30 protein-coding genes are annotated in these 21,039 nt (G+C 47.8%); 4 read left to right on the plus strand and 26 right to left on the minus strand.

Going from position 1 to position 21,039, the window contains the following annotated elements; all coding sequences use genetic code 11:
- Nucleotides 1–65 precede the first annotated feature (65 nt).
- From P3L40_RS22855 to P3L40_RS22875, 5 genes are all read right to left on the minus strand, one after another.
- Complete coding sequence (locus P3L40_RS22855; protein WP_239509701.1) at nucleotides 66–1,334, minus strand: DNA polymerase III subunit beta; 1,269 nt, start codon at nucleotides 1,332–1,334, stop codon at nucleotides 66–68.
- A 146-nt stretch (nucleotides 1,335–1,480) separates the two neighbouring features.
- On the minus strand, nucleotides 1,481–1,813 hold the full coding sequence (locus tag P3L40_RS22860; protein WP_131680321.1) for a hypothetical protein: 333 nt from the start codon (nucleotides 1,811–1,813) through the stop codon (nucleotides 1,481–1,483).
- The gene (locus P3L40_RS22865; RefSeq protein ID WP_131680320.1) at nucleotides 1,810–2,271 is read right to left on the minus strand and encodes a hypothetical protein; all 462 of its coding nucleotides are present in this window, start codon (nucleotides 2,269–2,271) and stop codon (nucleotides 1,810–1,812) included. The genes P3L40_RS22860 and P3L40_RS22865 overlap by 4 nt, the downstream gene beginning before the upstream one ends.
- A gap of 55 nt (nucleotides 2,272–2,326) precedes the next feature.
- Nucleotides 2,327–2,845: a hypothetical protein gene (locus tag P3L40_RS22870; protein WP_131680319.1), complete on the minus strand. Its 519-nt coding sequence runs from the start codon at nucleotides 2,843–2,845 to the stop codon at nucleotides 2,327–2,329.
- Nucleotides 2,846–2,951: 106 nt separating this feature from the next.
- On the minus strand, nucleotides 2,952–3,377 hold the full coding sequence (locus P3L40_RS22875) for a hypothetical protein (RefSeq protein ID WP_131680318.1): 426 nt from the start codon (nucleotides 3,375–3,377) through the stop codon (nucleotides 2,952–2,954).
- 159 nt (nucleotides 3,378–3,536) lie between these two features.
- On the opposite strand from P3L40_RS22875, the gene P3L40_RS22880 reads away from it, so the two are divergent.
- Nucleotides 3,537–3,836, plus strand: a complete 300-nt coding sequence (locus P3L40_RS22880; RefSeq protein WP_131680317.1) for a chromosome segregation protein ParM — start codon at nucleotides 3,537–3,539, stop codon at nucleotides 3,834–3,836.
- Between the two features lie 159 nt (nucleotides 3,837–3,995).
- Here P3L40_RS22880 and P3L40_RS22885 read toward each other — a convergent pair whose 3' ends face one another.
- The 18 genes from P3L40_RS22885 to P3L40_RS22970 all read right to left on the minus strand — a co-directional run bounded on the left by P3L40_RS22885 (nucleotide 3,996) and on the right by P3L40_RS22970 (nucleotide 15,950).
- On the minus strand, nucleotides 3,996–4,739 hold the full coding sequence (locus tag P3L40_RS22885) for a DUF4145 domain-containing protein (protein ID WP_131680316.1): 744 nt from the start codon (nucleotides 4,737–4,739) through the stop codon (nucleotides 3,996–3,998).
- A 240-nt stretch (nucleotides 4,740–4,979) separates the two neighbouring features.
- Nucleotides 4,980–5,306 carry a hypothetical protein gene (locus P3L40_RS22890; protein ID WP_131680315.1) on the minus strand — a complete coding sequence of 109 codons (327 nt, stop codon included), beginning with the start codon at nucleotides 5,304–5,306 and terminating at the stop codon, nucleotides 4,980–4,982.
- Nucleotides 5,307–5,336: 30 nt separating this feature from the next.
- Nucleotides 5,337–6,026, minus strand: coding sequence for a hypothetical protein (locus tag P3L40_RS22895; protein ID WP_163768283.1), 690 nt, complete (start codon nucleotides 6,024–6,026; stop codon nucleotides 5,337–5,339).
- Nucleotides 6,019–6,180, minus strand: a complete 162-nt coding sequence (locus P3L40_RS22900; protein WP_163768281.1) for a hypothetical protein — start codon at nucleotides 6,178–6,180, stop codon at nucleotides 6,019–6,021. Before P3L40_RS22900 ends, P3L40_RS22895 begins: the two co-directional genes overlap by 8 nt.
- 110 nt (nucleotides 6,181–6,290) lie before the next feature.
- Complete coding sequence (locus tag P3L40_RS22905) at nucleotides 6,291–6,641, minus strand: hypothetical protein (protein WP_094962276.1); 351 nt, start codon at nucleotides 6,639–6,641, stop codon at nucleotides 6,291–6,293.
- Between the two features lie 67 nt (nucleotides 6,642–6,708).
- Nucleotides 6,709–7,218 carry a single-stranded DNA-binding protein gene (gene ssb, locus P3L40_RS22910; protein WP_131680312.1) on the minus strand — a complete coding sequence of 170 codons (510 nt, stop codon included), beginning with the start codon at nucleotides 7,216–7,218 and terminating at the stop codon, nucleotides 6,709–6,711.
- 251 nt (nucleotides 7,219–7,469) lie between these two features.
- Nucleotides 7,470–7,901, minus strand: a complete 432-nt coding sequence (locus P3L40_RS22915) for a hypothetical protein (protein WP_131680311.1) — start codon at nucleotides 7,899–7,901, stop codon at nucleotides 7,470–7,472.
- Between the two features lie 9 nt (nucleotides 7,902–7,910).
- A complete protein-coding gene (locus P3L40_RS22920; protein WP_136135301.1) occupies nucleotides 7,911–8,195 on the minus strand; it encodes a hypothetical protein in 285 nt (94 codons plus the stop codon).
- A 110-nt stretch (nucleotides 8,196–8,305) separates the two neighbouring features.
- The gene (locus tag P3L40_RS22925; RefSeq protein WP_131680309.1) at nucleotides 8,306–9,226 is read right to left on the minus strand and encodes an SPFH domain-containing protein; all 921 of its coding nucleotides are present in this window, start codon (nucleotides 9,224–9,226) and stop codon (nucleotides 8,306–8,308) included.
- Between the two features lie 23 nt (nucleotides 9,227–9,249).
- Nucleotides 9,250–9,684, minus strand: coding sequence for an NfeD family protein (locus P3L40_RS22930; protein ID WP_094962281.1), 435 nt, complete (start codon nucleotides 9,682–9,684; stop codon nucleotides 9,250–9,252).
- A 281-nt stretch (nucleotides 9,685–9,965) separates the two neighbouring features.
- Entirely contained in the window at nucleotides 9,966–10,127 is a 162-nt protein-coding gene (locus tag P3L40_RS22935; RefSeq protein WP_163768278.1) for a hypothetical protein, read from the minus strand.
- A gap of 51 nt (nucleotides 10,128–10,178) precedes the next feature.
- Nucleotides 10,179–11,084: a hypothetical protein gene (locus P3L40_RS22940; protein WP_131680308.1), complete on the minus strand. Its 906-nt coding sequence runs from the start codon at nucleotides 11,082–11,084 to the stop codon at nucleotides 10,179–10,181.
- Entirely contained in the window at nucleotides 11,081–11,608 is a 528-nt protein-coding gene (locus tag P3L40_RS22945; RefSeq protein ID WP_094962283.1) for a hypothetical protein, read from the minus strand. The genes P3L40_RS22940 and P3L40_RS22945 overlap by 4 nt, the downstream gene beginning before the upstream one ends.
- A gap of 1 nt (nucleotide 11,609) precedes the next feature.
- Complete coding sequence (locus P3L40_RS22950) at nucleotides 11,610–12,248, minus strand: hypothetical protein (RefSeq protein WP_136135302.1); 639 nt, start codon at nucleotides 12,246–12,248, stop codon at nucleotides 11,610–11,612.
- A complete protein-coding gene (locus P3L40_RS22955; protein WP_131680306.1) occupies nucleotides 12,245–12,835 on the minus strand; it encodes a hypothetical protein in 591 nt (196 codons plus the stop codon). Before P3L40_RS22955 ends, P3L40_RS22950 begins: the two co-directional genes overlap by 4 nt.
- A gap of 161 nt (nucleotides 12,836–12,996) precedes the next feature.
- Nucleotides 12,997–13,548, minus strand: coding sequence for a hypothetical protein (locus P3L40_RS22960; RefSeq protein ID WP_136135303.1), 552 nt, complete (start codon nucleotides 13,546–13,548; stop codon nucleotides 12,997–12,999).
- Nucleotides 13,549–13,745: 197 nt separating this feature from the next.
- Nucleotides 13,746–15,185: an IS1182 family transposase gene (locus P3L40_RS22965; RefSeq protein WP_136135612.1), complete on the minus strand. Its 1,440-nt coding sequence runs from the start codon at nucleotides 15,183–15,185 to the stop codon at nucleotides 13,746–13,748.
- 129 nt (nucleotides 15,186–15,314) lie between these two features.
- A complete protein-coding gene (locus P3L40_RS22970) occupies nucleotides 15,315–15,950 on the minus strand; it encodes a phospholipase D family protein (protein WP_094962226.1) in 636 nt (211 codons plus the stop codon).
- A 328-nt stretch (nucleotides 15,951–16,278) separates the two neighbouring features.
- Between P3L40_RS22970 and traA the strand changes: the two genes are divergently transcribed.
- Nucleotides 16,279–16,614: a TraA family conjugative transfer protein gene (traA, locus tag P3L40_RS22975; protein ID WP_094962225.1), complete on the plus strand. Its 336-nt coding sequence runs from the start codon at nucleotides 16,279–16,281 to the stop codon at nucleotides 16,612–16,614.
- Nucleotides 16,615–16,680: 66 nt separating this feature from the next.
- Here the strand turns inward: traA and P3L40_RS22980 are convergent, their stop codons facing one another.
- The 3 genes from P3L40_RS22980 to P3L40_RS22990 all read right to left on the minus strand — a co-directional run bounded on the left by P3L40_RS22980 (nucleotide 16,681) and on the right by P3L40_RS22990 (nucleotide 18,389).
- Complete coding sequence (locus P3L40_RS22980; RefSeq protein WP_094962224.1) at nucleotides 16,681–17,598, minus strand: LysR family transcriptional regulator; 918 nt, start codon at nucleotides 17,596–17,598, stop codon at nucleotides 16,681–16,683.
- Between the two features lie 123 nt (nucleotides 17,599–17,721).
- Entirely contained in the window at nucleotides 17,722–18,009 is a 288-nt protein-coding gene (locus P3L40_RS22985; protein ID WP_094962223.1) for a DUF1294 domain-containing protein, read from the minus strand.
- Nucleotides 18,009–18,389 carry a hypothetical protein gene (locus P3L40_RS22990; RefSeq protein WP_131680356.1) on the minus strand — a complete coding sequence of 127 codons (381 nt, stop codon included), beginning with the start codon at nucleotides 18,387–18,389 and terminating at the stop codon, nucleotides 18,009–18,011. Before P3L40_RS22990 ends, P3L40_RS22985 begins: the two co-directional genes overlap by 1 nt.
- A gap of 208 nt (nucleotides 18,390–18,597) precedes the next feature.
- On the opposite strand from P3L40_RS22990, the gene P3L40_RS22995 reads away from it, so the two are divergent.
- Together P3L40_RS22995 and P3L40_RS23000 are read left to right on the plus strand one after the other, a co-directional pair.
- Nucleotides 18,598–20,073: a 3'-5' exonuclease gene (locus P3L40_RS22995; RefSeq protein WP_131680357.1), complete on the plus strand. Its 1,476-nt coding sequence runs from the start codon at nucleotides 18,598–18,600 to the stop codon at nucleotides 20,071–20,073.
- 80 nt (nucleotides 20,074–20,153) lie between these two features.
- Nucleotides 20,154–20,981: a hypothetical protein gene (locus P3L40_RS23000; protein ID WP_140172837.1), complete on the plus strand. Its 828-nt coding sequence runs from the start codon at nucleotides 20,154–20,156 to the stop codon at nucleotides 20,979–20,981.
- The last annotated feature ends 58 nt before the right edge of the window (nucleotides 20,982–21,039 follow it).

Raw genomic sequence — 21,039 nt, forward strand, 5'->3', positions numbered from 1 at the left:
ATCGACGGAGCACGCTCGGCACTCCATTGCCTTTGGTCAACAAAACAGACAGTTACAATGAATTATTAAAAACGTACCGGCATGATGATGTCGCAACAGTCATCACCGAATCCAATTTCCAGCCCAGTGACAGTATCTTTCAGGGCGAAAGTGATGTCAGTTTCTTCACCGGAATGCGCGATTAAACTGTTCAGCGAACGCAGCAGGTATTCGCAGTTCAAACCGATTTCAATCTTGTCTTCCAGCTCTCCGGCCACCTTTTCAATCTCCAGCACTTCCTTGCACTCGATAAGGTTCTGGTTTGGGGACTTAATCATCAGCGCATTGTTTTTGAATACGAATAGGCCGGTACTGTTCGCATTTTTATTGACTGCGCCTGCATTGATGAGCGGCAGCGCGCGGCTTAATGCGTCGCGAAGCATCAAGGCATTAATGCTGAACTTCTCCGTGTTGTGCTTAACAACACCCGCCACACGACGCCAATCGGGATAATTGCCGCTCAACAGATTCGAGATAACGGTGACATCACCCAGGTTAAAGGTCAGGTAGCTTTCGCTGTAGTCCATCCGGAAGCTGCCTTTGTTTGCGGCCAGCAACTTCATGAGAATAGGACACACCTCTATAGGCAGAATAACCCCGGATGAAGTACCAGACAGAGACGCGGGGGCGACTGGTGCTGTGATATCGTCCTGTAACTCATCCGTAAACAGGACGTCTTCAGTCATAACCGACATCCGGTGCCCATCGGTGGCGACTGCGTTGAATGCATTCTTGTCTAGGCTCAGGAAGACACCGTTCATGTAATGACGCACGTCGTTCTTGCCCGCAGAGTGCATGACACGTTGCAAGGTACGGTTAAGCATGTTTGCCGGGAATGTTATGCTGTATTTGGCCGTCAGGTCGGACTCGTCCACGACTGGGATGGTTTCCATGCACAGCGGGATGTTGTAGGCGTTCTTGCCGGTACGAATGATGAGACGATTGCGCTCTTGGTCGCATCGCACATTCACGATTTCTTCGCCTTTCATATTACGGAATAAGGTGCTGATGTGGGTTGCTGGCACAGAGGCGACCATGTCACCGTTTGACTTTTGAACCACACCACGGGAGATCACTTGTCCAGTATTGTAGTCAACACCGAGCGCGCTCAGGTTGTCACCCACCAGCGTCAAGGTCAGCATTTCCAAAACCTTGAACTGGACGTTACCACGTTTGATGATCATGCACGGGGCATCAATGATGCGCAGCATGTCAGTTGCAGAGATGTCGAAGCCTGGCAGATCTTTAAAGGTGCGCTTCTTCGGTACCGCTTGCTGATTCAGAGTCGTGGTCATGTCGTGCCCCTAAAGTTGAGTAAGTAGTCATAATTAGACTACCCCGACCCAAACTGCTGACGAATAGCTAAACGGCAAAATATTTAGGATAAGTTATGTTTTATGGGGGATGAAAAAAAAGGGGCTGTTCGCCCCAGAAATTGCAGTTAACGCAAACAATCCGTCATAGTAAAATAACCAAGCCGCCGCATCATGTCGTACATCTGGCGGGCTTTACCGTTAGGCCCTTCGTGCTTACCCAATTTGTAGATCAGGACGCGCATTCCCATCAGCACACTTTCCGTGCCGGGGTCACCTTTGACCAGGGGCTTATCGGTAATCTCCGGCCAGGTTCCATGCTGCGCAAAATGCTGGATATCCCCGGCCAGCAATTCTGGGTGCTGCAACATCAAATTGCAGGTTGTAACCGCAAACTGCGTTGCTTCAGCTTCATTAATACCCAATGCGACCGCCAGATCGGCCACAGAGTTAACGGTCATGGCGCTTTCCCTTCCCATACCTCAGGGTTACCCCCAAGTGTCAGCACCAACGCCTTGAGCCTTTCTGTTTCTGCATCCACTTCCAGCCGTTCAGCACGAAGGCGTTCGTTTTCAACGGTCAGCTGCTCGTTGGCCCCACGCTCAGAGTTGACTTCATTTTGAAGGCGCTTGATTTCCGCTGGACCGTCACCGGTTTGCTTGGCTTTTTCGCGGTAGATAGCCAGCTGCTTGCCGAACGAGACATTCAGTTGTTGGAGCGCATTGAACTGACGCAATAAGCCTTGATAGTCAGAAGCCGGGGAATAGCTGCCCTTGTAATCCCCGGACAGGTTAGCCAGCGCCGAGATCAGCTGAGTGATGAGCTCGGAGGGTGCCGTAACTTTTCGCAAATTGTCAGCACAGATCCCTTTTTCTTTCAGCGTTTCTACTGTTTGGTTCAATAACGACTTCAGGTTCATGATGCACCTCTCCGGTTGTTGATGTTGAATTAAAGAACACGCATTTACGCGAGCATTATGCTTTCCAGGGTTTACCCACGGCTTCCAATGCGGCGATAACGGTTTGACGATAGGCTGCGATTGCCCCCGCGACCTGGGCGGTATAGACCCTGCCAGAAGACAAATCGACGGGCTGGTTGATGTGCTCCACCAGACGATCCAGCGCCGCAATTAGGTGCGTGACATTCTCATAGCCGAAATCACTGTCTGCCCTGTCATACAGGGCGATGACGGTATGGTGATGCTCGCCATGCTCTTCGAAGTGCTCACGAAACTCGTCAGCCAGCGCACGCATCGTGGCGATAGCAGAATGCGTTTCGGGTGTCAGCAATTGCGATGCCGGTTGTTTCAGGCGCGCATGGTGGCAGCGGACCCAGGCATTCCATTCCACGTTCAGGTCGATGCGCTCAGAGTCATCATCATCAACAAAGCCTGCGGCAACTAGCTCAGTGGCCGTGGCGTGATTGATGTTTAAGCGTGATTGCAAATCCTGTATGAACAACTGCCGTAGGTTCAATAAGCATGGGTCTTTCATGGTGTGTCCTTCTGGAAGATTTCATGTAGCGTAACGTGGGTGATGCTGCCCACGAAATTTTGGCAAAGAAAACCCGCCGGTATAGCGGGTTGAAGGTCAGGCAGGATTACTGAGGACCGGTAAAGGTGTTTTCTATAACCTTTTGGCTGCGTTCGACCCAATCGCTGCTGTTTTCACAGTTCACGTTAGCTTCGAATACCTGGCGTGCCGAGGTGTACATGGGGCTGTTGTAGCCTCCACGGTTAGCAAGCATGACGCGGATGCCGTTGAGGTAGGGATAGATCGGGTCCTGCAAGATGGTCTGATCCAAATTACCGGCTTGCTGGCAATACTGGGTGCGCATTTTGATAATGTCCTGAGCGACCTGTAAGCACTCAGGGCAGTTGGCTTTGTAGGATTCGAATTCTGCCACCGACTTCCCGGCAACGGGTCGGCCACTGGCATTGGTAGGGATTTCGGCATAGGCACTGGTCAGGCACAATGCGGCAATGGCCCCAGCCAGTAATGGTACGCTACGGATACGTTTAAACATGTTTTCACCTTGTTAATGTTCACCTCGACGGGTAACTCGATCCTACTACGGACAGGATTTCTGCTCCCCCGAAAAGGGCTACAAAACGAGGACTAAAAACGATGACATACAATCAGGCCAACGATAGCTTATTCATATCGCATATGAATAGGCTCAAACATGGAAAACATCACTCAACATCGGAATTCATCGTTACAACAAGACGTCCTGTACGTGTTGCTTAAGATCAGGGCCCGAAACAGCAATCCCATTCCTTTCACCGCCATTTTCACGATCTTAAACAAAGGTCGCTCCCGTGAGGTTGAGCGCCCTAATCTGCGCATTTCATGTCGCACGCTGGTGGACCGTAGGCTGTTGCTTAAATACCGTGATCCACGCACGCTGAAAGTCGCGTACACGTTAAGCGAAACTGGAATTGAATTGGCTGAGAGCATCCGCAAAGAGCGAGAGGAAGAGTAAAGAAAACCGGAACAATCATGCCGGATACTAACCCGGCTGTATCTTCTCGAACTAAAGCTTATAGGTTTTGTGAATAGTACAAAACCAACTTTCACGATCTGCCGCGAAAAATAGAAGATAGAAATTACTTACAATGGGTGGTGATTTATAAAGAAGAAGCTATTCAATTTTCTTTTTTTCAAACTTTTCTTGGAGATGCTTAGAGAGTTCATCAATAGACGCTTTCTTTGCAGAGAAAAGGTCATTCAGTACAAATTCCATAATCTCGAATGCAACTTCTATATCACCAATTTCTACTTCGTCATAGGTATGACTACCGGCATTGCCCAAGAATTTAATGGCCATCAGGTAATCTTTATAGGACACATATTGTCCTTCAAGACCGTTGATGCGATTATGAAGCGGGATTCTTCTTTTGTTATTTAACTCAGGAATGCCAATGGCCGTAAGCATCCTTTCAACGGTAATTCTGATCAGATTAGCTGCGGACCCTGGCTGGCTGAGGTAAATATAGAAGGAAGCAGTCAGAGGTTTACTTATCTCTTCCATACATTGCTCAGGTATCCTGAAAGGATGAAGTGCTGGTGTGAATGATTTTGGGCGATACCATTTTTTTTGATGTTCTCCGTATTCAGTATCCCAGAAAGTATTTGCACCACCAATACCAGAGCAAGCCACAACTTCATTACACTGTGGTTTTGTGCATTCAGCCATGCAGGTGAATACTAATCTGTTCATTTCCACCTCGAACCAGTCTTCGTTTTCGTACTTGCGAGTCTCGGCCGATTTTTCCACGATAAAACTATCTTTTATAATTTGTAGAGTCTTTTGATGGCAGCGGGGGCAAGGCCAGTCGATATTCAGGTCGCAATGAAATTGCTCAGATATTTTATGTACTGCCATTTACAACTCCCTCGATTGTTGCTGTGTGATACAGATAATTATATCAAATAAACATGTATATAAATTAATATATTCCATGATTTTTCAAAACTACATCTATAAATTACTAATTAAATAGTCGTCGTAAATTGATCGCTATATTGAGTTGTTTCTGAACCTATACAGATTCGCCTTAGGCACAGAACCGCCGGATATAATTAGATGACCAATAATTTCAGGAAACGTTCGTGTTAATGTAAGTTACCCCAAGTAACGACGGCTAATGGAAATAACACTACGGCGGCGAACTGGATGGGTAGTACCTTGCGGGGTAATTACTCGGCCTTCAGGACCGGTTTGACCTTCTACGCGATCACCCTTCCCTATCAGTGCCCGACGCATGTATCTGTCCATTTGATCGCGCTGCCATCCAAACGCATACTCACGCTCACCATTGCGGCCAGTTTGCGGCCCAGCCACGATATCGCGAACCCGTTGGTTCAGTAATTGACCACGAAGACCATATCCGGACAGCTTCCGGCGTAGTTTTTTAGTCGTCATTGAGTGCGTAGACTGTCCGTTTTTCATGTCGTTTCTCCACCTATTGAGCCCTGAGGGCTAGTTGATGCGCTGGCCTGGCGTTATGGCCGGGCTATCCTCACGCTGTGATGCTCTGATAATCGCTATGGATTGCTCAATGCCACTGGTGTCCTGCCCTTTACTGGCAAGGATATGCTTTTGCTCATTCAACGCCATAATGGCATTTTCAACACCTGCACAGAACACATCTTCCTTCACCTTTTCTGTGGTGATAACACCATTAGTGACGGCCTCAAATCCATTAACGATTTCGTTAAGTGCCAATGCGCCTTCTGGCTCAAATTGTTGGTAGTTTTGTAAGTCAATGAACGGCAAAAGGTTATCCAGCAGACTACGCAGCGCATAGAACATTGTTAGCAAATAAAGGTTGTCATTCTCAGTCGTGCTGTTGTCGGCGATTTTTTTTGCCAGCGTTTCTTGGGCTTTGGCGTTATACCGTGTTGCCCAAGTCTCACTCACGCAAGCCAAGAAGCGCTCCCCTTCTCGTTTGGTCGCCTCCAAACTTGGGATACCAAACGAGCTTGGTAAAGCCTCTCTCCAGGGGATCCGCTGCTCACCTAAATAGATACCATCTGAAGTTGATTTCAAGTGAGTAAGATAGGTAAACACCTCCATTAAATGACTGTTTTCAGACAGGAGGGTATGCTCGTGGTGCTGTGCGCCCATTGCGAGTTCGTTTAAGGCTTTTGTTATTTTGGGATCAATCATGCTGGTTTTCCATTTCAGCGGGATGTGTATGCACCGGTGCGCGACCATGACGCATATGGTACAGGGTATCGCGGTGCTGCTTGGCATCCATCGTGTTGTTGTTTTTATTTCCCCAGGAAAACGAAGAAATTAATTTTTTGAAGAACGCTTTCAATTTTGGCCTCTCCGATTTACGGCAGAATTTTGTTCTTAATCAGTGATATCTGCATGTGAAAAGTGGTAACACAAGAATGCTACCACCGAGTTTACCGCTCACGAAATGCGTTACTTAGGCAATAGTCCACATTCTTCGGCGATAGTCAGCACGTCACCGTTACGGATCACCACACCAATGTTGCGAATATGTTCAACCTTCGCGGCCGCACATTCGCTTGCCTGTGATAGCTGAGTGACCAACTGCGTGGAAGCGGTAGTGGCTTTATCCAGTGCGGTCTCAGGTGTATTCAGGAAAAACACATAAAATGTCGCTACCGCACCCAGCATGACCATCATCAAGCTACGAAACAATAATGACGCAACCGCGAAACCAGCCACCGCGATCCCTGCATAGCTGAGCGCCTGGCCGATACTGCCGTTATTGAGAATGGCATTCAATGATGCCTGTATTTCGTTCATGTCAGACTCCGAGAGATAGAAACATTAATGCAGCCATTAAGGCTGCATGGCGGAACGATAGCAGGTGTTAGAATGGTGGATCATCGTGATTGGGTGCTCCCCAGCCGCCTTGGCTGTGCTGTTGAGAACTTTGTTGCGGAGCACCCCAACCGCCTTGTTGGCTGCTGGATGCATTGTTTTGCTGGCTGTTGGCTTGTCGCGAGTTTTGCTGCCCGTTATTGGGTGCGGAACCAAGCATTTGCATGGTGCCACCGGAGGCCGGATTGACCACGATTTCAGTTGTGTGGCGATCCGCGCCGCTTTGGTCTTGCCATTTACGCGTTGAGAGTTGTCCTTCGATATAGATTTGTGAGCCTTTATGCAGGTATTCACCGACAACGTCGGCTAATTTGCCAAAGAAGACAACGCGATGCCACTCTGTTTTCTCACGTTGTTCACCTGTCTGCTTGTCACGCCAGGTTTCAGACGTTGCGATGGAAATAGTGGCAACGGAGCCACCGTTTGGCATTGCTCGGACTTCGGGGTCTTGCCCGAGATTTCCGACAATAATGACTTTGTTAACGCCACGTTGCGCCATACGACTATCCTTTTGATATTGATGGTTGATTGACTTACCACCTTTATTTTACGGATGAGTGGCAGATGACAAACCTTTAAGGTGGACAAAATGGGGTGCTTTTTCCAAAAAGATTCTCGGGGGAAGAAAACGCAAAAAAAAGCCCGGAAACCGGGCATGGTGATCGTTATGACTAACGAAGTAAAACACCTTTTTTATCATTAAAAGTGGATCAGTCACACTTTATTGCAATCCCTGGTGAGACGCAATCGTTAGGCTAGTTGGGATGCCAATTCCGTCGCATATTTTGCTGCAATATCGGGATTGTCGATGGATGCAATGAGCGGATGCTTATCGCCGTCAGCGTTAACACCGTACACCACCCATAACAGTGTATCGCCAGGCGCTGCAACCAACTCATCGACATCCCCACTCGCCGGAAGCTCAATGATTTCGTTACCGACACCTTCGGCACCGTATGCGATGCGAGTAAAGCCGTGATCTGTGCCCAGAGGCAATTCGTTGAGGACAAATTCACGCAACGCAGCAAGATCTTTCTCGGCGGTTTGCATTGCCAGGGAATGCAGGTTTGGAATGCGACATAAGATTTCCGCCGCACTGGCGGTATCGCGGGTCGTGGACATCAGAATATTAGCAGCCCACAGTGCGCCAGCAGCGAATTCAGTTGAGGTTAGTGTAGTCATAGGGAGTCCTTATCTTTTTTGTCGTTTGAAGCTTTCGCTTCCGTATTGTTTGAAATATTCAGTGAAGCCTTTATCGCTTTCACGCGTTGCTGATTCAGCAGCCTCTGTTGCTTTGCGCATGTCGCGCTCGGCGACCTCTTTGCTCAGCTGCATATAACGGGTCATGTTGTCAGCGCTGGGATCCGTAACCACCTCTTGATAGGCTGCTTGGTAGCGTTCATCCAACAATAACCCGAGCGAGGACGAACATCCTGCCAGAAAAAACGTCAGAGGTAAAATAATTAATTTATTCATATGGTTATGCCATTTTCACAGCCAGAGTATGGATTTCGTTTTGCCAATTTTCAGAGCCCGGATCTGGTTCTCATTTTACAAAAGGCCACCGTAACGATGGCCGATTGCGATTATTTGGACACAGCAGAACCGACCGACATCAGGGAACCGGCATTGATGAGACCGCCAACGCTTTGCGCCAGATCGGCAGGCATAGCCACCACTTTTGCGTTAGGGCTGGTCGCCAAGTCAGAGAGCGTCTGAATATAGTTGTTCGCCAACTGGAAGCTCATGGCCTCACGCCCACCCTCAATGCTGAGTGCTTCAGCCAGCTTGGACGAGGCTTTGAACTGTCCATTTGCCAGCGTTTCCAGCGCCGTCGCTTCGCGGATAGCAGACTCTTGCTTGGCTTCTGCATCCAGGATCATGGCTTCCTTCTTGCCTTGCGCTTCCATGATGGCTGCATTTTTATTACCGGCAGCGAGTTCTTCCGTGGCTTTACGCTCACGAACCGCAGCGGCCTGCTTCTCCATCGACTTGAGCATTGAGTCGGATGGCGTAATGTCCTGAATATCAACAGTACGCAGGCTCAAGCCCCAATCCACCATTTGCACGTCCATGCTTTGGCGTAAGCGCGCAGCCAGTTCGTCGCGGTTGGTCAGCGTCTCATCGAGCTCCATCCCGCCAACGGCGTTACGGATCGTGGTCATAACCAGGTTGCGCACGGCAGTGTTGAAATTATCAACCCCGTAGGCGGCTTTCTTCGGATCCGCGACACGAATAAAACAAATCGCATTAACCTGCGTCATGGCGTTGTCTTTCGTGATGGCTTCAATGCCCTTCACTTCGATCATCTGATCTTTAGCCGACATTCGGTAGGCGATGTTGTCCAAAAATGGGATCAGGATGTTCAGGCCGGGATTTAACGTCGTGTGGTATTTACCCAGACGCTCCACCACCCACTGATCAGCCTGCGGAACGATGCGCACGCACTGGTACAACGTGATACCGAGAAAGACCACAACAACAGCAAGCCCGATAAGTCCAATCATGTTTTTTTCCTATTCAATCCACGTTATTCCGCAGTCACTGCGGAGACTAAAACTACACCACTAGCAACACTCACGATCTTGACGCGCGCATCGCGTGGCAGCACCTCTTGCGATTTGCACGGCCACTGCTGGTTACCCTGAACCGGCTTGGACAGCAAAATCACACTTTCCCCACCTTCCGGCAAAGCAAACGCCAGATGGCCTACTTCACCGATCAGCGGCTCTTCCACGTAACGCGTAGGTTTGTTACGCGAGTATTTCACCCAGAGAATTGCGCAGCACACTGTTGCGATGCACCAGATGCCGATCTGCCACAACAAATCAATGCCAGGTGCCACCAGCACGATGGCCGCAGGGATAATTGCCGCGATTGCCATCCATAACCCAAAAAATGTCGAGGTGAACAACTCAATAATGCCGAACAGCGCGCCCAGCCCTACCCAAATCCAAACCACCATAACCCCCTTAAAAAAGAACTAACCGATCATCAAGACGCAAGTAGCCAACTTGTAGGCCCCTGTTCCTAATAGCAACGCAACCAAACCGCAGACAACTGACCATCCTTTTTCGCTCTTTAGCATGACAGCGCCATCCGCACGGCAGCAAAAATAAGGCATAAGAGACAGCCCCAAAAACACCAAACAAGTAATGGACAGCAATGCGGCAATGAACGTAAGCAAAACAGAAACCTCTCAGATAGCCGGACGAAGAATACAAAAATTAAGAGGGATGCTCAGTATTAAACGTCCACAGAACGGGGAAGAAAAAAGTATACCGCCACAATGCCAAAATCTGCCACGCACCAGGGAATATATGCCCACTCACGGTAACTCTCTGGAAAGATGCCGATCCAGCTAAATTGCACCAGCAGCGTGACAATGGTAAGCAGCCAAAATTTCATGAGATACCCTCATCGGTAGTTTCTGTTTGTATGCGTAAAGTTAACCACGGGTCATTCGGCTGACGAAATTTTCAAAACCTTTTTCGTCACACCCTCGACGTATTTCCAACGATGACCTCGGCCTTCAAAACCATAGGCTTCACATTCGTAGCCTTGACGCGTCAAAGACGTGTTGATGCCGCTGATAGCACTGCTCCGGCTCGCCCAGTGATATCCACCGTTAACATTTAACCAGTCAACAATTTCAGCAACATGCCTTTGTTTACCGTCCCCCATCAACGTTTCAATGCGGATCATAGTGCGTTTCCAGTCGGTCATGAATTGCCCCGTGCCTGTGGTACCAGCAACGGCGATCCGCATATCGGCGTTAAGCTGAGCCCGCAAGACCTTCCCTTGATGACGAGATCCAGGGACCAAGCGAGGTTCGAGTTGAACCCTGAGGGTGTAATGGGCTTCACTGACCTTTTCGGTGACACCGTCATAACGCAGTTTTCGTGAAGGTGACTTCTCAACTTCCAGCAAGCCGATCCCCCACTGACGCATGAGTAATAACGGAAAGTCACGGCGGGCAGATGACTTCTTACAGGCCACATAAATGAGATGTGGAAGGCCTGCTTTTTTACTGCGGTATGGATAGAACCAGGACATGGCCTGTTCCAGCACCGGTAAGCCAATCGCTTTTTTGCACTCGATTACCTGCACTAACGCACCTTTAGTGGCAACAAAATCAGGACGCTTGCTGTGGTGTTTTAGCTGCACTTCGGGATAGACCTCCCAATGTAACCACTTCAGCCAGGCCTCAACGCAAGCGGCAATTTCCGCCTCCGTCATATCGTTGCTATCTGGCGAAGCGAACTCAGGCTGGTGAGGCAGGTACGTGGTGAAGCTACCTTCCACACCATCATGCGTGCCGAAACGTCGGTTGTGTTCAATCATGTGGTCAGCATAGTGACTCATTGCGCTTTCGTCTCCTGATCTGCCGCAAACATCATGGATAACGCGATCGTAACCTGGGTGACTGTACGGTGGCTAAACGCCATGATGTAAGCCTGAGCAGCGGCGCGAGCGATATCGTCTTCCACCAAAGCAACCGTGGTGAAGGCTTCGGTATGGCTGGTGGGATAAACCTGATCTGCCCACCAGCTGAGCGCGTAATTGAAAAGAACAATAAAAGCGGTGAACAGCGTCCAGAGCGTGGCGAATGCAATCAGGCTTAACATCATGCACGACAGGAACAGCGCGGCTAGTGAGTGCCAACTGCCAACATCCGTGGTGATGATCCGGACAATACATCCCACGGCACTGACCCAGAGTACCACCGGAAGGAACGCACGTTTTTTGTATTTCTGCTTCGCCCCATTGCGCGCCATCATGATTTTGAACCATAGAATGAAAAGCGCCAGATAGGCTTTTTGTGAGAGCGAGGCGGAATCCCAGTGAGGGCGCACGCGCTTATCCAGGTACAGGTTGGCGTACTTCATCTTAGCGTTGGCTCCAGTCGTGCTTTAGGGCAGAAATGCTTGGTCGCGGGGCTTTACCTATCCACTCGCAGCAGCTGAACCAAAAACGGTTAAATTTGTAGGGAATGTGGGTGTAATACCGATCGCCATCATCCTCTTTGATTTTCTCTCCGTTAATGACAGGTTGCTGGTGGCAAAACGGACACTCTGTCGCGCCGTGTGCCATTTCCGGCGCTATCGGGAATTGTGTTGCACCTAACGTTTCAGGATCACCCGGCACGCGCTCACGCCAATAGGTACCTTCTGGCAACGTGATGAATTCATCGTCCAGCACGTATTCAAAGGTTGGCATCAAAACCTGATGCACACCGTGTTTACGCCAGCGTAACTGTGCCAGAAATTCAACGGTTTCCTCCGGTCGGGATTCCATCGGAACACGAAAGCGGTACACACCGGGGGTTGTAGGTAACCCTTCTCCTCGGGTTCCCACGGGATGCCAGTGATCGCTTATAGCAGGAATTGGATTAGGATTGGCGTCATCCGCCATTGGTAAAAATGAATGAGAATCAAACATGATATTCAGCACTCCTTTCGTGCAGATCGTTTCACCGAGTTGAAGGAAAACACGCAGGCGCGCGCAGAACGGCGAAGACAGCTTCATCGGTTCACCCGCCCTACAGTGGCAATGCCGTGCAAGATAAACTCGGGAGGCGATCCGTTTTCAATGCGATAGATGGATAAGAAGACAAACAGCGCAACCCAGACCGTCATGAGTGGCGAGAGTATGAACGGCAGTGCCGTCCAGGCGGTCAGCAGGAGCAGACTTAACGACGCCCCTGCCACAATGAAAATCTGATAAAGCACCAATTTAACGTTGGCAACCATGCGAAAAAGCGCATTTTTGCGAAAGGTCGGGTTATGGCGAAAGTTGCGAAACTCAATCCACATCAACCCAATCCAGAATACATACGGGCACAGGCTGGCAACGGCGTTAATCAGCAACATATCCCGCAGCGACATCATCATCGAAACTCGGTTGGTCTCTGTATGAAACTGGCCTTCCGCAAGCAGCTGCACGGCGCGAATAAACCCGTTATCCGAAATGTTCAGCGAGAGGATAACGAGCGCGAAAATGCCAAAGCCAATGCGCAGTGCATTGCGTGACATCTCTGAGGTTTTCAGACCCCAGCCGATCGCGGATGTTGCCCCACAGATATAGCCGACACCCAATAGTGATGACTGTGTCACCGAGGCTTCCTCAAACCCGGTCAAAGAGAACCAGCAGAGACAGAAAACGGCCATCACACCCAGGCAACAGAAAAGACTGCGTCGAGAGATAAGCGGATAACGCAGCGCGCATAACGCAATGTGCTGAAGCTCCGTAAACGGGAGAATGAACAAGTTCCGCATCACCCTACCCTCCGCGTTTCCAATGCCAGGCGATTGCGGATCAGTGTGTACCGGTCCTGGAAAAGATGACTTTCTGCAATTCCACTGGCTTGGCGACCACAGAACCAGGCCACATCATGAACTTGCGCATAAGAGACGCGTTCTTGCTTGTTCAGCAGAGAAATGAGCTCACGCGTGACATCTTCTGGCGCACCACAGGCGGCGAATCGAAGCAAGGCAGCGTGCGTGAACGGCGTTTCAATCGCGGAAATCTGGTAAAACAGCCCGCCAGGACAACGCGCCAATGCTGACATAGAGACCATCATGGCAGATGCTGCGCCTATTAGGGTTAACAATGGCATTGCGCCACCCGTAGCCATAAAACTGGCCCCAGCGCTGACCATCGCCATTCCCGTCATCAATGCAGTCGTGGCTGCCAGATTACGTTTTATGGTGACACGGCGCATACCCTCAAGCGAGATATGACCCGACCTCGCTTCCTGCTCAAGGAAACGTGAGAGTGACTCGCTGTACTCGGTGCCGGGTGTAATGTTGCCTCTAAATTTGGACATGGTGCCCCCTGTGCTTGTATTGCAAACAGGTTAACCCTGGGGTACTGACTGACGAAATTAAAAGGCCAGCAGATTGAGGGCGTTTTAAGGCAAAAAAAAGAGCCTTTGATAAAGGCTCTCAGATTGATGACGAACCCCATGTTTTTAGCATGGGGTTTATTGTGTTAGCGACCGAAGGTCGCGATCGCGATATTTTTCTAAAATCCCATCATCAATAACTTTCTCAAGCTATATTCCGTTCTATATGCCTTTAATTGGCTTTGTATTAACTTAAAAAAGTAAAAAAGAAGCGCCAGTAGCGCCATCTTCTTCATATTTTGTGCAACAGCTGCTAATAAGCACTGCATTTGCACTTTATTTAACCCACGGAACCGCGCATAACGGTGACCATGATGTTGTTTGGCATCGGCAAAACTTCTTTCTACCGTCTCTTTTCGTCTTGCGTAGATTTTTTTACCCCACTTGCTTAGCCGTAACGTATTTGACCACTCTTTCGCTTCTTCCCATACATGTCGAGTGATTGTTTTTTGTCCTTTTTTGTTTTGAGTACACGATTGTCGATGTTCGCATAATTGGCATTGAGCCATATTGGATTTGTAATGTTTATAACCATTACGGTCAGTTGTACTGTAGGTTAAAAGCGCTTCGGTTGGACACACATACACATCGCGCTGTGCATCATAGTAAAAATGTTTTTTTTGATACGCATTTTGCCCTTTATTGGGACGTCGATAACCAGGAACAAGAGCGATACTCATTTCTTTCGCGAGATGACAAACGGGGGCGGTGAAGTAACCGGCATCCACGCCTGCGGCAATGGGGTTAAGATTAAAACGTTCAATTTGACGCTGTAATCGGCCAATGTAAGGCTGGCTATCGTGCACATTTCCTGCGGTGACATGGGTGTCCATAATGATACCGTGCTTTCCATCAACCGTACGATGGTCAAGATAAAAGAAGCCTTTGGGTTTATTGTCCCGATGCATAAAACCACTTTCAGGGTCAGTGGTACTTACTTTAGTGTTTTTGACGGCGCTGTTTTCGTTGGATTTTTTTGCGTCGGGTAACGGCTTTTTTGCGTGATTTTTCCGGTCTCTTTCGACAGCGACATTGAGTTGTTCAATATATTCACTTGGGGCGATGGGACGCTCTTCATTAATGGCTTTGTGCGGGTTCGCGTTGGCTTTCAAGTGGGTACTGTCAGTATAAAGAACGCGTCCATTCGCCATGCCTCCACTGATGGCTTGTTCAACGACATGGTCAAATATCTGCTGGAAAATATCACTGTCATTAAATCGGCGAATACGATTTTGGCTCAATGTTGAAGCATCGGGCACTTTCTCCGTTAACCCCATGCGTAAAAACCAACGATAAGCCATATTGACTTGGATTTCTTTAACCAGTTTTCGCTCTGATGGGATACCAAACAGATAGCCTAACAGCATCATTTTAATAAGACGAACAGGGTCAATCGCAGGTCGCCCGTTATTGGGACAATAAAGGTGAGCAACGGCATCACGAATAAATTCAAAGTCCATAATCGCATCGACTTTACGAACAAGATGGTCTTCAGGCACCAACTCATCGAGTGTGATAGTTTCGAATTGATATTGCTGAGGAGAAGGTTCTTTTAACATATCGGTTAGCTCATTATTTGTACTAACCTTATTAGATCAAAGTCCTCACTAAAAAGCGAGGACTTTGTCAGCAGTCTGACCACTCAAAATATTGAGTGGTTTTCAGTGCTCTAATTTGTAACTTCTAATTTAATACCGCATATCCGGCTCAATTCCGCCAGCCCAACGACGTTCCCAGTGTTCCAGGTAAACCTCAGCGACTTCCGGCAGATTGTATAACACGATCGCATTTTCACTGTTTCGCTTGTGCGCGCTATCACTATAGTTGAAAGATCCAGTTTCAACCGTTTGGCGGTCTACCACGATGAACTTGTCATGCATGATGGCGTATCGGCCATTGGTTCGGATTGGGATCTTAGCCAGTTTCACCGTATTCATCGCTGATATCGAGTGCTTGCTCTTATTGCCTTTCTCATCCACCACAATCTTAACATCAATGCCGCGCTTCTTTGCTGCCACCAGCTCTTTCACGATATCTCGCGATGTAAAGGAGTAGGCAGCCAGGCGAATCTCTGACTTTGCCGAACGGATAGCATTAATGATTGCCTTTTGGGCGGAGCCTTCTGGTGAGAAACCAATAACGATTTGCGTCTGGTTATTGATCTGCCCGCCCTTCTCTGCACGCGGTGGAGTTTGCTGGCTTTGTTCTTGGCTGCTACCCAGGCCATTAAGTAGATCATCAATCTTAAACGCGAATGCGTTCGGTGCTGATAGCGAGAGAGAGAAAACCAAAGAACTGACCAAAAGCCTTTTTTTGAGATCCATTAAGTCACCATTTTAGAAGTTTGTAATTGCACTAACCATTACAACACATGGGAAACAGGCGACAAAACGTATAGCCATGCGATTTGTTAACCTTTTTTTCTTTAATATAAACCCAATAAATTCGACTTTTAGCCATTACATACAACTATTTTCATTTTTGCATCAAAAAGTCACCTTATTTTGTATGTTTGAGGGTGTTTATGTCCGGCTTTTTTAATGATTCAGCCATTCGGTATCTGTATATTTATCTGCGTTCCCTGCTGAAAACCGTTAAATAGTCAGGCGAACATCCAAAAACTGAACTTTAACTCAAGAAAGGATGTAAACGATGAAAACTATCTCCGCCCGCAACCTGAAATCTGTTCTGGCCGCTTCTGCTGTTCTGGCTCTGGGCGTGACCGCCGTTTATGCGAAGGGTACTGAGCAAACTGGTTTTAGCGAAGTGTGGACCACCATTACTTCCTACATGCAGGGTTCCCTGGGTCGCGTGCTGGTAGGTCTGATCGTCATCGTCGGTGTTGCTGCTGCGGTTGTCCGCCAGTCTCTGATGACCTTCGCCGTTGCGGTCGGCGCTGCGATTGGCCTGTACTACGCGCCGGACATCATCGACGGCATGATGACCTCCACCAGCGCTGTTGCTACCGCCCTGCCAGTCGGCATTTAATCGGCCATTTCGGCAAGCGTCCAAAAACCCGACTTCGGTCGGGTTTTTGTATTTCTGAGGTTCGGGCTATAGGGAGCTGTGAAGGTCAGCATGATATGGTTTTATTTCAGCCTCAAACACTTCTGAAATTACTTCAGATACTGCTTTTACTCTGGCGAGCTCAGAAGCATCCTTATGGATAACCTTCCAGACTTCGTATTTTTTCTTTCTTGCCTTATCCGGCCAAATTCGAATTAACTCTGGATAACGTAACCCTTGGTAGCACGGCAATTCCCCTAACGCTAATCCTGAACGCACAAACGTGGTGAGTAAGAAACTGGATGTTAGCTTCGCGACGACCCGTGCATCTCTTCGTGATTCACCGACCATCGTTTCAGGTACAGGGGAGCTGAAAACATTGCCGTATAAGGCAATATCATGGTTGGCTAAATGCTGACCAGGTTCTGGCATTCCAAACTTATCAAGATATACCTGAGTTGCAAATAGGCCGACATCCCAACAACCAAGCCTTTTTGCAATAAGTTCTGGGGCCTCAGGTCTTTTGATTCTTACTGCAATATCCGCTTCACCACGAGACATATCTGCTAATTGTGCGCTAATCTTCATGCTGACATTAATATTGGGGTGGCGATCTCTCAGTATCTTCACTGCTGACATTAGGAACTCGACAGCTAGCCTGTCAGTGGTCGCAATCGAAACATCACCGGATAATTCACCATTAGTTCCCTCGCTCAACCTATAAAATGAAACTGAGTTACGCTCCATTTCCTGGGCGGCACCCAGTACCCTTTCAGCCACTTCAGTGGGAATTAATCCATCTGGTGTACGATAAAACAGTTTGGCGTTGAGCTGTTTTTCTAAATTTGCCAGCCTTCTGCTTACTGTGGACTGATCCATAGATAAACGGACCGATGCTCCCCGTAAGGAATTAGTCCGATACGCAGCAAGAAAAACTTTAACATCGTCCCACCCGTTTAAATACATAAGTCCTCCCCCTCTGCAAAATTGCAGCCTAGGGTCGTATTTTTGCAATTTCCCTTTTTAATGTAAACAAAAAGGGAGGTGCATTAAAAATGCAACCTCCCTTTTGGGGAAAAATGTTGGGGTTTAGATGATTTGGCCTACCCACAAAAAATACCACAAAGAAGCGTAGCCAAGTACCCAGGCACCAACCAAAGCACGAAAGCGTCGCTGATATGCACTACGCGTTTTATGCTTGAACATCTGCTGGGCAATAATACAGCCCGGCCAGCCACCGAGAAAAGCCAGCGCATCAAGCGTTAATTCCTCTACTCGCGGGCCTCTGTCGATGGCTTGTTGCTTATCCTTACGATACACGTAAATCGAAATGAGGCTCCAGGCAATCATCCACAGCACCGTGTATGCGTAAAACATCATTTATTCCTCTCATCAATATTGGTGGTGAGATAATCCCGAAGGTTTGTCAGTGCCTGCGTTGTGCGATCTTCCACGTCTTCAGCCGTATCAAAGAACTTCGCCAGTTTGCGGTTGGCCTTTCTTAGGGCTTTTGTTGCCCTGTCCTGCTGTGCCAAAAATTCTGCGCTATGTTGCCCATCAAGGCTTTGAATGGTCAGTTCGTTCAGCTGCATTGTGGCATCCTGCACGGCCTTTTGCAGTTGTTTTTTCTTTTGGATCTGCCTGCCTGCTTCACGAAGGGCGCGGGTACTCTTCATATACAACGTGCGTAACGATTTGACGAGACTGTCAGGGCTAATAGGCTCTGTACTTAAGGGTTCTTCGTCGGGATTTTTCATGAGTTTATGGCCTGTTGTTATGGGGAATTCCAAACCGGTAACCACTACCGCGCTTTACGATAAAACACCCCCAAATTTATCTTCTTTATGAAACACCGAATAAGCCCAATAGTCAGCCTTTTTTGTCCCCGTTCCGCCCCCCTTTTTTGTGCCAACTCGGTTGTAAAAATCGTACCATTTATGCCTATTTCAACCGATAGGAAAGCTCATGGCCGCAACTGACGAGCAACAGAGGATTATCGACTATAAGGCTGAGCCTGGATCGATGGTTTGTGTGCAAGCCTATGCGGGATCTGGCAAGACTTTCACACTGAAGGTCTATGCAGAAACCCATAAAGACAAAAAGATGCTTTATTTGGTTTTCAATAAGTCTATTCGTGAAGAAGCAGAGAAAAAATTTCCCAAAAACGTGGAATGCAAAACCTCGCATGCGCTGGCAGCGGCACGCTTTAAACATTATCGTCATAAGACAAAACTGAACATTCAGGTGAAAGAGTACCGAGATCTGATGGGTGAAGAGGATTGGCGTGTGGTCAAGCTGGCTATTAATGGGCTTACACATTTCATGAACTCAGCTGACTATGAAATTAACACGTCCCACGTTTTAAAAGACATCGGTAACATAGATAAAATTCCGCCTTCCCGCGTGGACTCTGCGTTACGTGCCGCGCGCCGAATTTGGAAGCTGCAAATCGATCCGGAATCTGATGTGCCCTGCACGAATAACACGTTGCTGAAGCTGTATCAGATGTCTAACCCGGCACTGGATTCAGTCTATGACATTATCCTGTTTGATGAAGCGCAGGATGCTAACCCCGTGACGCTTGATATCGTCCTCAATAACAAGTGTGCGAAGTTGTTTGTCGGCGATAAGCACCAAATGATTAACCGTTGGCGTGGTGCCGAGAATGCCCTGGGCGTTGTGGAAGAGAAAGGCGCGTCCGTTCTCAGACTGACAAAATCTTTTCGCTTTGGTCCGATGGTTGCGGCACTTGCTAATGTGGTGCTGTCCATGATTGGTGAAACCCACCCACTTGTAGGGCTGGGGAAATTGGATGAGGTTTGTCAGCCTCATGAGATAGCCCAGCGGGGTTTTCATGCTGTTATCTCACGAACATATATGGGGGTCATTTCTTCCGCCTATGAGGCTATCCTGATGGGTAAGCGCGTCATGTGGAATGGTGGCATTGGTAAGTACAATCTGGGGGAGTTACTTGACTTACATGCCATGAAAACCAGCAATTACGAGGCTATTAAAAATCCACGAATACTGACAGACTATGGCAACTGGGCCAACTTCCAAGAGATCGCGGAAACGACCAAAGACACGAACATGACCCGAGCCATCAGGTTGATGGATAACTATGTTGATATCCCTGGCATGGTCGATACGATGCGTCTGAATGAGGCTCGCACCCACAAAGATGCAGATCTCATCATCACTACCGCTCATACATCCAAAGGCATGGAGTGGGATAACGTTATTTTAAACGATGATTTTCCCAGTATTATTGAAGCACTGATGATGAAAAAATCGAAGCAAAGTATTATTGATGAGATGAACTTGCTGTACGTTGCGATCACGCGGACACAAAGTCGCATCAACATCAACAGCTCAATGATGGAATTGCTGGAACAATATAACCATCTACGTGAACGGAACGAATCTATCGTCATTGTGTAAATAAAAGGCCCGAAGCGGGCCTTTTCTATATTCGATTCAATGATATTATTGTCTAAATAACTTATGAAAGGATGCGGTGTATGGCTGACTGGGATGAAATATTTAATCTAACAAAATCTCTTTTTGGAATAAAAGATAATACCTTCTCGGATTATTCATCCAGATCACGAGATAAGAACAAACTTGATAGCTTTAAGTCCGAACTACTTTTTGCGTATATATTTAAAACGCTACAAGAAATAGAGCCTTCGATAGTGAAGTTGATATGCCAGTCAGGCGAAAATCATCCAGACCTTAAATTAACCATTGATGGGTTAATGGCACACGTAGAGATCACTAAGATAACAAAACCAGAAAATAGGTTCAGGGATGAGCATTACTGTTCCCTTGTTCCTGAAGATGTACTTATACAAGATGAACCCAAACTTCACATAACCTCAAAAATTACCGATAAATCAAAGCAGTATGGGAAATGGTTAGCCAAAGGGATTGTGGACTCGAACGATTCAAAAATTATTGCGATAGACATGGGAGATTTATTCCCGGGAACGGTATCTGGTCCATTGCTATTCGCAGCCTATGCCTTCTTCAAAGAAGAATTAGAATTAGTGTTTGATAAAAAAACAGGGAGGCAAATCGGTGGTGGCCTCCCTATAGCTCGAAACGAAATGAAAAAAAAGAAAAATACTGATGAAGGTGAAAAGTTAGTGCCTATAAAACATGATGATTTGTTGGATGGTATTATATCGAGTAGCATTAATGGAATTATCGCTTATCATAGAGGTACGCCAGCTTCACTTCACATAATTAACATTAACAACGATCCATTAATGGAGCTGCTTTATCAGAAGGTCTCAGGTTTCCCTGGTTGGAAAACAGAAATAATAAGGCATGGGATATTATCTTAAAAAAACAGCGCATCGCTCGCCAGGCTATTCAATACCTGAATTTGTTCCGAATCTGTGT

Origin of the sequence: Providencia sp. PROV040, assembly GCF_032706145.1 — a bacterium.
GTDB lineage: Bacteria > Pseudomonadota > Gammaproteobacteria > Enterobacterales > Enterobacteriaceae > Providencia > Providencia hangzhouensis.

Bases quoted from the DNA above. Each gene is read 5' to 3' on its own strand.
- P3L40_RS22855 (WP_239509701.1), bottom strand. From the start codon at position 1,334: ATGACCACGACTCTGAATCAGCAAGCGGTACCGAAGAAGCGCACCTTT.
- P3L40_RS22860 (WP_131680321.1), bottom strand. From the start codon at position 1,813: ATGACCGTTAACTCTGTGGCCGATCTGGCGGTCGCATTGGGTATTAAT.
- P3L40_RS22865 (WP_131680320.1), bottom strand. From the start codon at position 2,271: ATGAACCTGAAGTCGTTATTGAACCAAACAGTAGAAACGCTGAAAGAA.
- P3L40_RS22870 (WP_131680319.1), bottom strand. From the start codon at position 2,845: ATGAAAGACCCATGCTTATTGAACCTACGGCAGTTGTTCATACAGGAT.
- P3L40_RS22875 (WP_131680318.1), bottom strand. From the start codon at position 3,377: ATGTTTAAACGTATCCGTAGCGTACCATTACTGGCTGGGGCCATTGCC.
- P3L40_RS22880 (WP_131680317.1), top strand. From the start codon at position 3,537: ATGGAAAACATCACTCAACATCGGAATTCATCGTTACAACAAGACGTC.
- P3L40_RS22885 (WP_131680316.1), bottom strand. From the start codon at position 4,739: ATGGCAGTACATAAAATATCTGAGCAATTTCATTGCGACCTGAATATC.
- P3L40_RS22890 (WP_131680315.1), bottom strand. From the start codon at position 5,306: ATGAAAAACGGACAGTCTACGCACTCAATGACGACTAAAAAACTACGC.
- P3L40_RS22895 (WP_163768283.1), bottom strand. From the start codon at position 6,026: ATGATTGATCCCAAAATAACAAAAGCCTTAAACGAACTCGCAATGGGC.
- P3L40_RS22905 (WP_094962276.1), bottom strand. From the start codon at position 6,641: ATGAACGAAATACAGGCATCATTGAATGCCATTCTCAATAACGGCAGT.
- ssb (WP_131680312.1), bottom strand. From the start codon at position 7,218: ATGGCGCAACGTGGCGTTAACAAAGTCATTATTGTCGGAAATCTCGGG.
- P3L40_RS22915 (WP_131680311.1), bottom strand. From the start codon at position 7,901: ATGACTACACTAACCTCAACTGAATTCGCTGCTGGCGCACTGTGGGCT.
- P3L40_RS22920 (WP_136135301.1), bottom strand. From the start codon at position 8,195: ATGAATAAATTAATTATTTTACCTCTGACGTTTTTTCTGGCAGGATGT.
- P3L40_RS22925 (WP_131680309.1), bottom strand. From the start codon at position 9,226: ATGATTGGACTTATCGGGCTTGCTGTTGTTGTGGTCTTTCTCGGTATC.
- P3L40_RS22930 (WP_094962281.1), bottom strand. From the start codon at position 9,684: ATGGTGGTTTGGATTTGGGTAGGGCTGGGCGCGCTGTTCGGCATTATT.
- P3L40_RS22935 (WP_163768278.1), bottom strand. From the start codon at position 10,127: ATGAAATTTTGGCTGCTTACCATTGTCACGCTGCTGGTGCAATTTAGC.
- P3L40_RS22940 (WP_131680308.1), bottom strand. From the start codon at position 11,084: ATGAGTCACTATGCTGACCACATGATTGAACACAACCGACGTTTCGGC.
- P3L40_RS22945 (WP_094962283.1), bottom strand. From the start codon at position 11,608: ATGAAGTACGCCAACCTGTACCTGGATAAGCGCGTGCGCCCTCACTGG.
- P3L40_RS22950 (WP_136135302.1), bottom strand. From the start codon at position 12,248: ATGAAGCTGTCTTCGCCGTTCTGCGCGCGCCTGCGTGTTTTCCTTCAA.
- P3L40_RS22960 (WP_136135303.1), bottom strand. From the start codon at position 13,548: ATGTCCAAATTTAGAGGCAACATTACACCCGGCACCGAGTACAGCGAG.
- P3L40_RS22965 (WP_136135612.1), bottom strand. From the start codon at position 15,185: ATGTTAAAAGAACCTTCTCCTCAGCAATATCAATTCGAAACTATCACA.
- P3L40_RS22970 (WP_094962226.1), bottom strand. From the start codon at position 15,950: ATGGATCTCAAAAAAAGGCTTTTGGTCAGTTCTTTGGTTTTCTCTCTC.
- traA (WP_094962225.1), top strand. From the start codon at position 16,279: ATGAAAACTATCTCCGCCCGCAACCTGAAATCTGTTCTGGCCGCTTCT.
- P3L40_RS22980 (WP_094962224.1), bottom strand. From the start codon at position 17,598: ATGTATTTAAACGGGTGGGACGATGTTAAAGTTTTTCTTGCTGCGTAT.
- P3L40_RS22985 (WP_094962223.1), bottom strand. From the start codon at position 18,009: ATGTTTTACGCATACACGGTGCTGTGGATGATTGCCTGGAGCCTCATT.
- P3L40_RS22990 (WP_131680356.1), bottom strand. From the start codon at position 18,389: ATGAAAAATCCCGACGAAGAACCCTTAAGTACAGAGCCTATTAGCCCT.
- P3L40_RS22995 (WP_131680357.1), top strand. From the start codon at position 18,598: ATGGCCGCAACTGACGAGCAACAGAGGATTATCGACTATAAGGCTGAG.
- P3L40_RS23000 (WP_140172837.1), top strand. From the start codon at position 20,154: ATGGCTGACTGGGATGAAATATTTAATCTAACAAAATCTCTTTTTGGA.